Consider the following 14,420-nt stretch of genomic DNA (forward strand, 5'->3'; position numbering starts at 1 on the left):
CAGCCACGATCAAGGCCGGCCCGACGCCCGCGAAGGCACTGGCGGCTATTCGGCCGCCAGCGGGCGGGGCTGGGTGTCGATCCGGGCGCGGTCCAGCAGGCCCGTCAGATCGGCGGGCGGCTCGGGCATGGCCAGCGGATCGCGGGGCGACAGGCGATGGTTCAGCACCGTACGCGCAAGCGTCGCGCGGTCGGCCGCGATCTGCGGGAAGCGGGCGGCCAAGTGCGCCGATTCCCATGCGAGGAAGGTCGCGGACGTCACATGATAGAGCGCCGACGCCGCGCGGCGCACCTCGTCGGGGCGATCGGCGACAGCGGCCATCAGCGCCTCGGCCCGATCCAGCGCCAGGCGGATTTCGACATCCAAGGGCGCGCCGATATCGTCCAGCAATCCGCGAAGATAGCCGCCAAGCGCCGCCAGCGACCCGGCCCGGATGGCGGCGCGGGCGACATCCAGCGCGACGATGTTGCTGGTGCCTTCCCAGATCGACCCCAGATGCGCGTCGCGCAGGATGCGGGCATCCGAGAATTCCTCGATATAGCCGCAGCCGCCCCGCACCTCCATCCCGTCCCCGGCGGCCTGGCGGGCGTCGCGGCAGGTGCGGAACTTGATCAGCGGCGTCAGGATACGCAGCACCCGCGCGGCGGTGGCGTCGCCCGAATCCGCGGCATGCAGGATGCGGGCGGTGTGAAAGACCATGCTGCGCCCCTGCTCGGCGGGCAGGACCAGCTTGGCAAGCTGGCGTCGCATCAGCGGCATGTCCATCAGCCGCTGACCGAAAGCCCGGCGATGCCGCGCGATATACAGCGCCTCGGACGCGGCGCGGCGCATCAGACCGGCGCTGCGGACGCCGTTCGCCAGACGGGACATGTTGATCATGTCCGTCATCTGCTTGAACCCCTGCCCCGCCTCCCCGACCAGCCAGGCCTCGGCGCCCTCCAGCACGATCTCGCCCGACGCCATCGACCGCGTGCCCAGCTTGTCCTTCAGCCGAACGATCCGACAGGCGTTGCGGCTGCCGTCGGGCAGGTCGCGCGGCAGGAGGAACAGCGACAGGCCGCGCGTGCCGTCCTGCTGCCCCTCGGGCCGGGCAAGGACCATGGCAAGCCCGGCATCCGGGTTGGAACAGAACCACTTGTCGCCGTAAAGGCGCCAGCGACCGTCCCGTTCGCGCGCGATCGTCGTCGTCGCCCCGACATCCGATCCGGCGGCCTGTTCGGTCATGAACATCGCGCCCTGGCACAGATCGTCCATGTCCTGACTGGTCAGCGCGTCGAGATGACGCGCCTTCAGATCGTCGGATCCGAACTTCGTCAAGGTCCGCGTCAGCGAATCCGTCATGCTGAGGGGGCAGCAAAGGCCGAATTCCGCCTGTACGAACAAGTAGACCAGCGCGTATTTCGCCATCGGATGCAGACGGTCGGGATGACCGAAGACGCCGGCGCGATGCGACATCGCGGCAAGCCCGAACTGCCCGAAGGCGATGCGCTCCATTTCTTCGTAAGCGGGGTGCTTTTCGACATGCGGGGCATCGGCGCCGGTGCGGGTGCGCGGGTGAAGGACCGGGGGATTGCCGTCGGCGGTCAGCGCCAGCCGCTCCAGCCGGTCGCCCACCAGCGCGCCCATCGTATCGAGTTGCGGCAGGATCGTGCCTTGCAGATCGTCCGGAAGATAGATCGTCATCAGCGCGGCGAAAGCCGGATCCGACCGGAAGGCATTGGTCCCGCGGCTGTCGGGTATGTCGCTCATATCGCTCCTCCCTGCGCTCACGGCTTGGCGCTTTTGGCTGCCGGGCCGTTGTTCTTCAGGATTTCCTCTTCGGTGCGCTGCCACAGCTCGAACGCGATGGGATCGGTGCGTTCTTCCAGAAGGTGCCCCACCAGCCCGATGGCGCGCGCCATCACGCCGAACCCGCGGACGATCTGCCAGGGAAATCCGAACTCGCAGCAGATCGCGCCGATGGCGCCTGTCGCGTTGATCGGCAGCGGCTTGCCGCGCCGTTCCTCGGCCCGGACCTGGATGCGCTGGATTAGATCGACATAGGCCCCGGACTTGCCGTTCTCGGCGGCGATCTGGAACAGGCGCGGCGTGCGGGGATCGACGGGTTTGTGAAGCGGATGGCCCAGACCGGGAACGATCTGGCCGCGCGCCGCGAAGTCCGCCACCGTGCGGTCGGCGATCCCGTCCAGATCGGCGTCGCCGCTTGCCGGTTCGGGCAGGGCTTCGTAAAGCATCTTCGCCGCGCCCTCCATCGAGCCGACGAAGACCGTCCCCAGCCCGCAAAGCCCCGCCGCCACGGCCGCCTGCAACGCTTCGGGCGCGCCCATATAGGTCAGCCGGGCGGCCATCGCCGAAGGGGTGATCCCGTGTTCCACCAGCGTCACCACGATGGCGTTGAAGACCGTCGATTCCTCGGGCGTGGGCCGGCGATGGGCGGTCAGCAGAAACGCCATGTCGCCCAGGTTCATGTGCCCCAGGATCTCGGACGGCAGGTCCAGACCGCGCACCGAGATGCGGTCTGGCGTGCTCCAGCCGATATCCGATGTCAGGTCGTCCTTGCGCTTGGGCATGCGGCCCCCTTTCGGTCAGGTGTGGATGGTCGCGCCGGTGACGGCCTGCACATCGGCCAGGTCGTTGCCGGGCGTGAGATCGACAAGGCGGAAGCCGTCCGGCGTCACGTCCAGAACGGCCAGATCGGTGAAGACGCGGTTGACGACGCCCAGCCCGGTCAGCGGAAACGTGCAGCGTTCCAGCAGCTTGGGGCTGCCGTCGCGGTTCTGGTGCCGCATCATCACGAAGATGGTCGGAACGCCGACGACCAGGTCCATGGCCCCGCCGACCGCGGGCGGATAGCGTTCGTCGTCGGTGGCCCAGTTCGCCAGATCGCCGTTCTGCGCGACCTGATAGGCACCCAGCACGGCGATGTCGATGTGCCCCCCGCGCATCATTGCGAAACTGTCGCAATGCTCGAAGAAGGCGGCGCCGGGCGCGACGGTGATGAACCGCTTCGACGCGTCGATCATCTCGGGGTCTTCCTGCCCCTCGGGCGGGACCGGCCCGACGCCGATGATCCCGTTCTCGGAATGATAGATCACCTCGCGTCCTTCGGGAACGTGGCCCGAAACATGCGTGGGCTTGCCGATGCCCAGGTTCACATAGGCCCCGTCGGGAATGTCCCGCGCCACGCGCGCGGCAAGGTCGGCGTCGCCGAGGCGTCTCATGGGCGCACCCCGTATTCCGTGACCGACTGCACGAAGATGCCGGGCGTTACTACCGTTTCGGGATCGAGCGGCGCATCCGAAAGCACGCGCACCTCGGCGATGGAATGGGCGGCGCCCATCGCCATGACCGGATTGAAGTTGCGCGCCGTTCCGTGGAAGGACAGGTTGCCCCACCGATCGCCCCTGGCCGCCCGCAACAGCGCGAAATCGGCCCGAAGCGGATGCTCGAACACATAGCCCTTGCCGTCGATCACCCGCGTCTCCTTTCCTTCGGCAAGCAGCGTGCCATAGCCCGTCGGCGTCAGGAACCCGCCAAGGCCGGCCCCGGCGGCGCGGATACGTTCGGCCAGCGTTCCTTGCGGAACGACCTCCAGCGCGATTTCGCCCGCCTCATAGCGCCTTTCGAACCATATCGAACCGGGCGAGCGGGGATAGGAACAGATCACCCTGGCCACCTGCCCCGCCTTCAGCAGCTTGGCGATGCCCGTCTCGCCCGCGCCTGCATTGTTCGAGATGACCGTCAGCCCGCCGGTTCCCTGGTCCAGCAGCGCGTCGATCAGCCCGAAGGGGATGCCCGACGATCCGAAACCGCCGATCATCACGCTTGCCCCTTCGGTGATCGGCGCAACCGCATCGCGCAATGTCTTGACCCTCTTGTCCATTCTCAGCCTCCGGTCGGGGACAGCTTGCGGCGCTGGCGGAACAGGTTATAGCCGATCACCGCCAGCAGCACGGCCGCGCCGCCGATCGAGGTTGCCGGTTCGGGCACGATGATCAGGATGCCGCCGATGCCGAACGAAAGACGGCTGACCGCGCCGATCCGCCCGACCCTGTAAACCCACGCCTCGAACGCCGACGTGATCGCCCAGAGCGCCACCAGCGTCACGAGGATGCGCTTGACGATCTCGAAGCCGCTTCCGACCATGATCAGCGCCGGATCGTAGACGAAGATGAAGGGCAGCACGAACAGCGGCAGCCCCAGCCGCATGGCCTGAAATCCCGTTTCCATCGGCTTCGATCCCGCGACGTTCGCGGCGGTGATCGCGGCCAGGGCGACGGGGGGCGTGATATAGGACAGCATCCCCCAATAGAGGATGAACAGATGGCTTGCGATCGGGTGAAGGCCCGCCTGCACCAGCGCCGGGGCAAGCAGGATCGACAGGAAGATATAGCAGGCCGTGACGGTCATCCCCATGCCCAGCACGAAGCTGGTGATCGCCCCGGCAATCAGCATCAGCGCCGTGTTGCCGCCCGCATAAAGCAGAAGCTCGCGCGAGAAGGCTCCGGCGACGCCGGTATAGGACAGGCCGCCCACGACCAGCCCGATGCCGGCCAGCACCGCGACCAGGCTGGCGATGTTCGACGACGCATCGAGCAGCAGCGCGCGCGCGCGGCGCGGCGTCAGCCGGGTTTCCTTGCGGAAGGACGTGGCCACGATCATCACCGCCGACGCGTAATAGGGCGACCGCGCTTCCATCCGCAGGACCATCAGGACATAGATCAGGACCGCCAGGCTCAGAAGATAGGGCCAGCCCTTCAGCAGCACCGGACCGATCTTCGGAAGTTCGGCGCGCGGCAGGCCTTCCAGCCCCTTGCGCGCGGCATACATGTCCACCTGGAACAGCAGCGCGACATAGAAAAGCAGCGCGGGGATCACCGCCGCGACGACGATGGCGGAATACTGCACCCCGAGGAACGAGGCCATGACGAAGGCCACCGTGCCCATGACCGGCGGCATCAGCGTCGCCCCTGTCGAGGCGCAGCTTTCGATCGCGGCGGCATATTTCGCCGAATAGCCCACCCGCTTCATCGTCGGGATCGAGAACGGCCCCGATGTCAGGATGTTCGAGATCACCGATCCCGAGAGCGATCCCAAGATCCCCGAACCCAGAACCGCCACCTTGGCCGGTCCGCCCCGGCTGTGACCGAGCAGGGCCGAAGCCAGTTCCATGAAGAAGTCGCTGCCCCTGGTGATGACGAGGACGGATCCGAAGATCACGAAGCCGATGACCAGATCGGCCACGACCTGCATCGGGATGCCGATGATGCTTTCGACGCCCAGCACATGCGCGCGGATCGTTTCGAGCCAGGAAAACTGCGTCCCCCATAAAAAGCCCGGCATATGGCCCGCATAAAGCGGGAAGGTGCCGAACAGAAGCGCCGTGACCAGCAGGATCGTCCCGCCCGCGCGGCGCACGCCTTCCAGCGTCAGAACGATCAGGATCGTCGCCATGATGTCGGCCGTCAGCGGCGCGTCGTATTCCCAGCCGCGATTGATGATTTCCAGCCCGTGCAGCCCCAGCCAGCCGCCGCTGACCAGCGCGGCCGCCGCCAGGATCGGATCGACCCACCCCCATCGCCGGCCGAGGCCCTGCGCGATGGGCAGGTTCAGGAACGCGACCGCCAGAAAGATGCCGATCAGGTAATAGAGATACGCGTTCCCCAGCGGCTGAAACCCGGCGACGTTCAGCAGGAACTGCTGGTTGACCGCCAGAAGGATCCCGATGCCCCCCAGCCCGAGGATCAGCCACCGCGACCATGCAGCGCCCGTCCGCCTGCCCGGTTCGGGATCGGCGGGCCGGGCCGGGATGTCGTCTCGGGGGGTATCGTCAGTCATCCGACCGCCTTGCTGGCGCCAAGGAACCTTCCGGCGCGCGGCGGGCGCGCGCCGGATGCGACACGGCGAAGCGTCAGTCCAGCGATGCGACGACCTCGTTCCGCCGGTTCATCCACGCTTCGGAAAAGGCCGCCTCGTCCATTTCCGCATTCTCGGCGCGAAACTCGTCCCATGCGGCGACGAGAGCGTCCATGCGGGCCTGGCGGCGGTCGTTCCAGGCCTGATCCTCGTCGGTCCAGATGCCCTTTTCCGTCAGATAGCGGATGGCGCCTTCGTGGAACGGAATGTCGATCGCGGGCTTGCCCGACCTGTCCAGCGACCAGCGCGACATGGTCGCCGTGCCGTCCTTGTAAAGGTCGAAGGTTTCGTCCAGCGCCTTGATGAAGGCATAGACCTCGTCGGCCGGTTTGTCGGCGGTCGTGGTGATGACGGGATAGCGATAGGCGGCCATCTTGGCGGTTTCACCCTCGGGCAGACCGGCGGCCACATCCTCGTCCGAGGGACTCATGATCGGCAGGACGGTCAGAAGCTGGTCCCACCCGGCATCGTTGCCGGGTTCCAGCGGCGCATAGGCGATGCCGCGCGGACTTTCGGCCAGCTCGTAAAGCTGGCTGGTGGTCGGCGTGGTGCAGGTCGCATCGGCCTCGTTGCGGGTCATCGACGACATGGCCGCGGCATAGGTCGGGAAGGTGATCACCTCGACATCGTCCAAGGTCAGGCCGCCGAAGGCCAGGATCGCCTCGCACTTCACATTGACCGACGGATTGCCCGCGACGAAGGCGATGCGCTTGCCGCGCGCGTCCTCGACCGTCGCGATGCCCGCATCGCCGGCGGCGATCAGCGTGATGCCCGCGGGCCGGCCCGCGACCGCGCGCAGTTGCGTGGGGCCCCATTCGGGGGTGGCGAAGTCATAGGCCCCCTCGCCCAGAAAGAACGCCTCGGTCGCGAGAAAGGCGTAATCGGCCCGGCCCTGCAACAGCGGCTGAAGCCGCCCGATCCCGGACCCCGACGGCTGAATCCGCACGCGGGTTCCGTATTCGCGTCCGAACGCATCCGCGATGGCCGACGCTTCGGCATAACCCGCCGAGCCGACATCGTAGGCCGTCCAGACCATCGTGTCGGGCAGGTCGGGCGCGGACTGCGCCCATGCGGCAAGGCCGGTGCAAGCCAATACCGATGCGGCACCGAAAACGGCAAGTTTCTTCATGGTCCCCTCCCAAGGCTCGTTGGCGTCGTTTCCCCCGACCCGCCCCTTGGGAATAGGATCCTCGGATGCCGACTGCTTCTCGTCGCTCGACGGTCGGTCAGCGGGGGCCGCGTTGCAAGTATTTTGTCGCGCGAACGCCCGGCCGCGTCCGATCCCGCTCAACCGGCCCAGTCGATCGCCAGATGGGTCTGCGTCGTAACCGCCACGACCTTGCCGTCGTCGCGGGTCATCGTGATCTGGAACACCATCGTCTGCCGTCCGGCATGGATCGGTATGCACCGCGCGGTGACGGTATCGCCCATCTTCACGCCCCGGATGAAGTTCGTCTTGGCCTCGACGGTGGTGTTCGACCGCTCGGGCGGCAGCAGGATGAAGGCCGCGCTGCCGGCCGCGCTGTCGGCCAGCGTCATGATCGCGCCGCCATGCAGCGCCCCGTTCCGATTGGCCAGCTCGGGCGTGACCGGCATCCGGCAGACGACCTCGTCGGCCGTCACCGACACCACCTCGATCCCGGCCAGCCGGGCGAAGGACGACTGGTCGGGCATCTGGTCCAGGCTGCGGCCCTGCTTCACCGCGCCGCCCTTTGCCCGAGCGTCTGGCGCGCGATCACGATCTGCTGGATCTGGCTGGTGCCCTCGTAGATCCGCAAAAGCCGCACGTCGCGGTAGAACCGCTCGATATCGTATTCGGCCATGTATCCCGCCCCGCCATGCACCTGCAACGCGCGGTCGGCGATGCGCCCCACGGCCTCGGTGCAGAAATACTTGGCGCAGGATGCCTCGAGGATCGCCTTGCCCTCGCGGTCGAAGGTTTCGGCCGTGCGCCGCACCAGCGCGCGCATCGCCTGAAGCTCGGCCTGGCTGTCGGCCAGCAGACCCTGGACAAGCTGATGCTCGCCGATGGGCTTGCCGAACTGCCTGCGCTCCAGCGCGTAATCGGTGGCGATGTCCAGCATCCGCTGTCCCTGCCCCACCGCCATCGCGGCCACATGGATCCGCCCCCGGTCGAGCGCCTTCATCGCCGTGCGAAAGCCGAGGTTCAGCCGGTCGCGGCCGCCGATGATCGCACTGGCGGGAACGCGCACATCGTCGAGGATCACGTCCGATGTCTTGGTCCCGCGCTGGCCCATCTTGCGGTCGGGTCCGGCGACGGTGATGCCGGGCGTGTCCGCGGGCACGATGAAGGCGGTCACGCCGTCCGCGCCGGCCTTGTCGGGGTCGGTTCGCGCGAAGACGGTGAAGACGCCCGCGCGCACCGCGTTGGTGATATAGCGCTTCGTCCCGTTGATGACGAAATCGTCCCCGTCTGCCCGCGCCGACGTGCGGATGCCGCCCGCATCCGATCCGTGATCGGGTTCGGTCAATGCGAACGACGCGATGGTTTCGCCGCTGGCGATGCCGGGCAGCCACCTGTCCTTCTGCGCGTCGGTGCCGTCCATGACGATGCCCTGGCTGCCGATGCCGACATTCGTCCCGATCAGCGACCGGAACGTCAGCGACGCATAGCACAGCGTCTCGACCAGTTCGGCCTCCTGCGTCGCCGACACGCCAATGCCGCCGTATTCTTCAGGCGTCGAAAGGCCGAAAAGCCCCATCCGCTTCATTTCGGCGACGATGGCTTCGGGTATTTCCGCCTCGTCCTCGACCTGCCTTTCGGCGGGAATCAGACGCTCGCGCACGAACCTGTCCACCGTCTGCACCAGTTGCCCGAACACGTCCGGCTCGACACCCTTGGCCATCTTCCCCCCTGACTTCCCGTCGCAAGACTGCAATCGCCCGCCGCACCCCCGGCCCGTCGCCCGGAAAGGTGCCGGGATCCCCGCCAGTCCCCCCGTCCCGGTTCACACGCCCGTCATTCGCCACGCGGCGGCCAGGGCGTTCGGGGCAGACCGGTCATCGGCTCTCCGAGCAGGGGCGAAGTCAGAGCATAGACACCGTCGATGGCGAAAGCCCAGATGATATTGCGGTCGTATTCGGTGAACACCGCGAAGACCGCGTTGTCGTTCACCCAGTCCGGCACTTCGTCGGGTGTGGGGAAACGGGGCACGTAATAGCCCGCGATCTTCGGGTTCGCCGGATCTTCGACATCGAAGATCTGGATGCCCGCGTTGTAGAACGCATAGACGACGATGCCGTCGCGCCCGTATCCCGGCTGATCGCCCCGTCCCGCCCGCTTGGGACCGAAGCTGCCGCGCCGCTGGCAATAATCGGTGAACCCCGCTTCCGCCGGGGGGGTCGGTCGCGGAAACGTGGCCGCGATCACCGGGTTCGCCGGATCGCTGACATCGATCGAATAGATGTCCTTGTAGGGCTCGTAACAGTTGGAATTCATCGGGTAGCCGTTCGAGAACACATGCCCCGTCCGCTCGAACTGGCTGAGATCGACATTGTCGAACTCGGTGCCGGCAAAGCTCGGCTCGACCTGAAGGTTGCCGAGGGGGGCGGGATCGGCCGGGTCGCTGACATCGAACGTCCAGAACCCCAGGCCACCCATGCCGCCGAAGCCGATCCTTCCGCCATCCTCGATCGGGGTCGGCAGGGCAAGCGGGTTGCGCGACCCCATCCACGACGTCCGGTTCCCGGCGCGCGGGTTGTCCAGATAGGCCGCGACATCCTCCGGATCGTCGATGTCCTGTCCGGGCACCGCAAGCTGGCTGACGAATTGCGGATCGGCGGGATCGGACATGTCCCAGATCTGGAACCCCGGCGAATGCAGGTAATCGGGATATTCGGTCAGGGCGAAGCTGTCGTCGGGCGCGGCGGACAGCACCATGTATCGCCCCCCCGTCCAGGCCGGCGCGTCGAGCGAGCCCGATCCCTGCTGCTGCCCGATGGGCGCGTCAGGGTTCGCACGGTCGGTCGTCCGCTCGGCGATCAGCGTCCAGTCGTCGGGTGTCGGGCCGTCCATCGTATAGACGCGGAAACCTTTCAGCGACGGATAGTTGCGCACCAGATCGACGCCTTCGGGATCTTCGGTCTTGCGCCCCATGACGCCGAAACGGCCGACTTCGTAAGACGCGACAAGCACGTTCTTTTGCAGCCCTTCGTGCCAGGCGATTGTCATCCCGCCGAAATAATCGGTGACGTTGCGGCTGTCGAAATCCTCGCTCGATCCGTCGGGTCCCCAGACGCCGCCATCGCTATAGACCTCGACCGCGTTGGCCGGATCCGTGACGTCCAGCACACGGATATAGTCGCGGTCATGGGCATAGAGATACCGCTTGCCGTCCATGTCGACGACATTCGCCCAGGCGTGCCAGGGCGATGTGACCGTCGGATAGAACGCCAGCACCTCGACATTCCGGGCATAGGCGTTTTGGTCCCAACCGTCGAGCTGGCCCGGAAAGCCGGGGGCATCCTCGACCAGCGGCGTGGCGACGGGGGCGACGAAGGCGCCGCCCTCGCCGATCATGCCGTAATCCACACCCGGTTCGGGCGCTTCGGGCGGATTGTGAGGGGTCGCGTCGAACCAGCGTTGAAGCACGGGATCGCGGATGTCGATCGTACCGGCCCCGCCCCCGTCGGCCGCCACGACAGGCGCCGCAGAACACAGCAGCGCCGTCAGGATCAGCGGCCCTCGGATGTGGGAATTGACGGACATGAAGAGGCTCCGTTCGACAGACCGCCGACAGCGCGGCGCGGGATACGCGACCGACGCTGCCGGTCATGCCGAAGCCTAGATACCGGCCCGCAGGCTCACAACGGGAAATCTCCGCAACCGGCTGACAAGATGACGGATACCTGCCGTGTCCCGTCACCGGGCGGCCGTTCCGTCGATTGCGGCGGCACCGCGGGCGGTATCGCGCGCCGCGCGGTGCCTTGGCGCTGGGATCGGATCAGCGCAGCCGCATTTCCAGAAACTCGGTCAGGCCGGCCCACGATGCCAGGTCGGCGTCCAGATCGTAATCTTCCGAGCCGAATACCGTGAAGGCATGGCGCGCGCCGCCATAGATGTTGGCGCTGTGTTCGATTCCGGCCTGCTCGAGTTCGGTCAACGTCTCGACCAGGGCCACGGGGCTGGCGACGGGATCGGCCGTGCCGTGGAAGAACACGATGGGGGCCGGGGTGGCGGACCAGTCCTGCCCCCCGGCCGTGCCGAGTCCGGGGTGGAAGGCGGCAAAGCCGTCCATATCGGCACCGGCCCGCGCGGCTTCCAGCACTGCGGACCCGCCGAAGCAATAGCCGATGAGAACGCGGTTCTCGGTAGCGCCGGGGATGGACCCGGCCTCGGTCATCGCGCCCAGAAGACGCTCGCGATAGGCGTCGCGGTCGGCGTAAAGCTCGCTCGTGAACTGGCGGTTCTCCTCGACGCTCTGCGGGCGGCGGCCGGCACCGAACATGTCGATCGCGAAGGCCGTATAGCCCAGTTCGGCCAGCATCTCGGCACGGCGACGCTCGTAATCGGTCAGCCCGTCCCAGTCGTGCACGATCACCACCGTACCGCGCGATTCCTCCAGCGCGGTGTTGCGGGCGACATAACCTTCGTAGGTCGCGCCGCCAATGTCATAGCTATGCGGCTCGGCGACGATCTCGGCGGCCACGGGCGTGGCGAGCAGGCCGGCGAGGGGGGCGATACGGGCGATGACGGGCAATGCCATGTCGGGTCTCCTGATTTGTGTGGCCATGGGAGGAGCTAGGGCAAACGGCCCACGCGGCGAGGCGTTCAGCCGATCCAATCCGCAGGCAAGCCTTATCGGCTTGCAATGGTCACCGGTTCGACCTGACCGTCTCTTGTGCTAGGATCCGCCTGAAACCCAACGGATCGGAACAGACATGAATGCCCTCGGAACGAAGACGCTCGCTTTCTGCCTCGCCCTGGCAATCGCGCCCGCATCGGCGCAGGACGCGGCCGACCAGGCGGCGCTGGATACCATGCTGGCCAGGATGACGCAGGCGCTGGAAGCCGGCGACATGGCCGTCACCATGGAAGTGCTTCCGCCCACCATGCTGGACCGGATGGCCGAGCAGTCCGGCCTGGACCGGGACCGGCTGCTGGAAGTCACCCGTGCCCAGATCGAGGCGGCGGGCGATACCGTGACGTTTTCAGAGGTGGATTTCGGCGGTGACGGCATCGACTGGAAAACGACGGAGGCGGGCGCCGATTATGCGCTGGTTCCCAGCGAATCCGTCATCGAGGTCAGGGATCCCGCATCCGACGCGACCATGCGGATGAGACAGACAGCCACCTTCATCGCCATCCCCGATGCGGGCCAATGGTATATGGTCGATATCTCCAGCCCCGAACAGCAGGCGATCTTCGCCGATGCCTACCCGGATTACGCTGGCATCACCGTTCCGCCCGCCGCCGTGGAAGTGGCGCCGTAGCGGGGCGGGAAACCGGATTGCAGGAGTGCTGACGCGTCGGTAAGTCAGCCGCCACCCTGGCCGGGCGGAGGGATCGTCGGCTGCAGGGCCGTTTCAAAAGCGCCACCGCCCGCATGACAGCAGGATTCATCGGCGATCCGCGGACGCGCCCGCGCCCGGAACCGGACCGAGGCGGGTCCGTTCTGCGAAGACCGGCAGCGTCCGGTCCGGTCCGGCACCCGATGGAGGCACGTCATGAGCGACACCGTCAGCGACTTCGTGGTCGAAAGGCTTGCGGCATGGGGCGTCGAGGTCATCTTCGGCTATCCCGGCGACGGCATCAACGGAGTGATCGGCGCGCTGGACCGTGCCGACGGGCGGATCAGGTTCGTTCAGGTCCGGCACGAGGAAATGGCCGCCTTCATGGCGTCCGCCTATGCCAAGTTCAAAGGCGAGCTGGGCGTCTGCCTGGCCACGTCGGGGCCGGGCGCCGCGCATCTGGTGACGGGGCTTTACGATGCCAAGGCCGATCATATGCCGGTTCTGGCCATCGCCGGCCAGCATCCGCGCACCGCGCTGGGATCGCACGATCAGCAGGAAATCGACCTGACCGCGCTGTTCAAGGATGTGGCGTCGTCCTTCGTCCAACAGGCGGCCGTGCCGCAGCAGGTCCGGCATCTGGTGGACCGGGCGATCCGCACCGCGGTGGGCGAACGGGCGGTCACGGCGCTGATCCTTCCCGCCGACTTGCAGGATATGCAGTATCGGTCCCCGACCCATGCCCACGGGATGCAGCATTCGGGCATCGGCTATTCCGTTCCGCGGACGATCCCCCATGACGCCGACCTGCAACGCGCGGCGAAGGTGCTGAACGAGGGTCGGAAGGTCGCGCTGCTGGTGGGCGCGGGTGCGCTTGGCGCGCGGGACGAGGTCGTCGCGGTCGCCGACAGGCTTCAGGCCGGCGCGGCCAAGGCGCTGCTGGGCAAGTCGCTTCTGGCCGACGATCTGCCGTGGGTCACGGGCTGCATCGGGCTGCTGGGCACGCAGCCCAGTTCGGACATGATGCGCGATTGCGACACGCTGCTGATGATCGGCTGCGGCTTCCCCTGGTCCGAGTTCCTGCCCGAGGAAGGACAGGCGCGCGGCGTGCAGATCGACCTCAAGCCCGACATGCTGTCGCTGCGCTATCCGATGGAAGTGAACCTTTGCGGCGACGCCGCCGAAACGCTGCGCGCGCTGCTGCCGCTGATCGAACAGAAGACCGATACGGCCTGGCGCGACACCATCGCCGCCAAACTCGAGGCGTGGTGGGCGCTGCTGGAAGAACGCGCGATGGTCCCCGCGCACCCCGTGAACCCGCAGCGCGTCGTCTGGGAGATGTCGCCGCGCCTGCCCGCCGATGTCGTCGTCACCTCGGACAGCGGATCGTGCGCCAACTGGTATGCGCGGGATTTCAGGATCCGCGACGGGATGATGTGCTCGCTTTCGGGGGGGCTGGCGTCGATGGGGGCGGCCGTTCCCTATGCCATCGCGGCGAAGTTCGCGCATCCCGACCGTCCCGTTGTGGCCCTTGTGGGCGACGGGGCCATGCAGATGAACAACATGGCCGAGCTGATCACCGCCGCGAAATACTGGAAGGACTGGTCGAACCCCCATTTCGTCGTCTGCGTCTTCAACAACCAGGATCTGAACGAGGTGACATGGGAGCAGCGCGTGATGGAAGGCAATCCGAAATTCGCCGCCAGCCAGACCCTGCCCAACGTTCCCTATCACAAGTTCGCCGAGCTGATCGGCCTCAAGGGCATCTTCGTGGACGATCCCGAAAGGCTGGGCCCCGCCTGGGACGAGGCGCTGGCCCATCCGGGTCCGGTCGTGCTGGAGGTCAGGACAGACCCCGAAGTGCCGCCCCTGCCCCCGCATATCGAGGTCGGTCAGGCCGTCAATTACATGAAGGCCGTGATCAAGGGCGATCCCGAGGAACGCCGGATGATCCGCGGTTCGGCCCGTCAGGTTCTTGCCGGGATGCTGCCGGGCAAGGGCTGAGGGGCGTCCGCCTGCCCCTTGCCGCCGAC

The 14,420-nt window shown here is 67.0% G+C and carries 12 protein-coding genes; 2 read left to right on the forward strand and 10 right to left on the reverse strand.

Features of this window, described 5'->3' with window-relative positions; translation table 11 throughout:
* Positions 1-45: 45 nt before the first annotated feature.
* From OCGS_RS14140 to OCGS_RS14185, 10 genes are all read right to left on the reverse strand, one after another.
* The gene (locus OCGS_RS14140; protein WP_007427936.1) at positions 46-1,749 is read right to left on the reverse strand and encodes an acyl-CoA dehydrogenase family protein; all 1,704 of its coding nucleotides are present in this window, start codon (positions 1,747-1,749) and stop codon (positions 46-48) included.
* A gap of 17 nt (positions 1,750-1,766) precedes the next feature.
* Positions 1,767-2,570 carry a citryl-CoA lyase gene (locus OCGS_RS14145; protein ID WP_007427937.1) on the reverse strand — a complete coding sequence of 268 codons (804 nt, stop codon included), beginning with the start codon at positions 2,568-2,570 and terminating at the stop codon, positions 1,767-1,769.
* Positions 2,571-2,585: 15 nt separating this feature from the next.
* On the reverse strand, positions 2,586-3,221 hold the full coding sequence (locus OCGS_RS14150; RefSeq protein ID WP_007427938.1) for a 3-oxoacid CoA-transferase subunit B: 636 nt from the start codon (positions 3,219-3,221) through the stop codon (positions 2,586-2,588).
* The gene (locus tag OCGS_RS14155) at positions 3,218-3,883 is read right to left on the reverse strand and encodes a 3-oxoacid CoA-transferase subunit A (RefSeq protein ID WP_007427939.1); all 666 of its coding nucleotides are present in this window, start codon (positions 3,881-3,883) and stop codon (positions 3,218-3,220) included. The genes OCGS_RS14150 and OCGS_RS14155 overlap by 4 nt, the downstream gene beginning before the upstream one ends.
* 2 nt (positions 3,884-3,885) lie before the next feature.
* Positions 3,886-5,838, reverse strand: coding sequence for a TRAP transporter permease (locus tag OCGS_RS14160; protein ID WP_007427940.1), 1,953 nt, complete (start codon positions 5,836-5,838; stop codon positions 3,886-3,888).
* 73 nt (positions 5,839-5,911) lie between these two features.
* Positions 5,912-7,045 carry a TAXI family TRAP transporter solute-binding subunit gene (locus tag OCGS_RS14165; RefSeq protein WP_007427941.1) on the reverse strand — a complete coding sequence of 378 codons (1,134 nt, stop codon included), beginning with the start codon at positions 7,043-7,045 and terminating at the stop codon, positions 5,912-5,914.
* Between the two features lie 158 nt (positions 7,046-7,203).
* Positions 7,204-7,617: a PaaI family thioesterase gene (locus OCGS_RS14170; RefSeq protein ID WP_007427942.1), complete on the reverse strand. Its 414-nt coding sequence runs from the start codon at positions 7,615-7,617 to the stop codon at positions 7,204-7,206.
* Complete coding sequence (locus OCGS_RS14175) at positions 7,614-8,783, reverse strand: acyl-CoA dehydrogenase family protein (RefSeq protein WP_007427943.1); 1,170 nt, start codon at positions 8,781-8,783, stop codon at positions 7,614-7,616. Before OCGS_RS14175 ends, OCGS_RS14170 begins: the two co-directional genes overlap by 4 nt.
* A 113-nt stretch (positions 8,784-8,896) precedes the next feature.
* Positions 8,897-10,645, reverse strand: a complete 1,749-nt coding sequence (locus tag OCGS_RS14180; RefSeq protein WP_007427944.1) for an LVIVD repeat-containing protein — start codon at positions 10,643-10,645, stop codon at positions 8,897-8,899.
* Positions 10,646-10,880: 235 nt separating this feature from the next.
* Positions 10,881-11,642 carry a dienelactone hydrolase family protein gene (locus OCGS_RS14185; RefSeq protein WP_007427945.1) on the reverse strand — a complete coding sequence of 254 codons (762 nt, stop codon included), beginning with the start codon at positions 11,640-11,642 and terminating at the stop codon, positions 10,881-10,883.
* Between the two features lie 175 nt (positions 11,643-11,817).
* Here OCGS_RS14185 and OCGS_RS14190 point away from each other — a divergent pair, with 175 nt between their 5' ends.
* The gene (locus tag OCGS_RS14190) at positions 11,818-12,369 is read left to right on the forward strand and encodes a hypothetical protein (protein ID WP_007427946.1); all 552 of its coding nucleotides are present in this window, start codon (positions 11,818-11,820) and stop codon (positions 12,367-12,369) included.
* A gap of 234 nt (positions 12,370-12,603) precedes the next feature.
* Positions 12,604-14,391: a thiamine pyrophosphate-requiring protein gene (locus OCGS_RS14195; protein ID WP_007427947.1), complete on the forward strand. Its 1,788-nt coding sequence runs from the start codon at positions 12,604-12,606 to the stop codon at positions 14,389-14,391.
* Positions 14,392-14,420 lie beyond the last annotated feature (29 nt).

Source organism: Oceaniovalibus guishaninsula JLT2003, from assembly GCF_000299575.1.
Classification (GTDB): domain Bacteria; phylum Pseudomonadota; class Alphaproteobacteria; order Rhodobacterales; family Rhodobacteraceae; genus Palleronia; species Palleronia guishaninsula.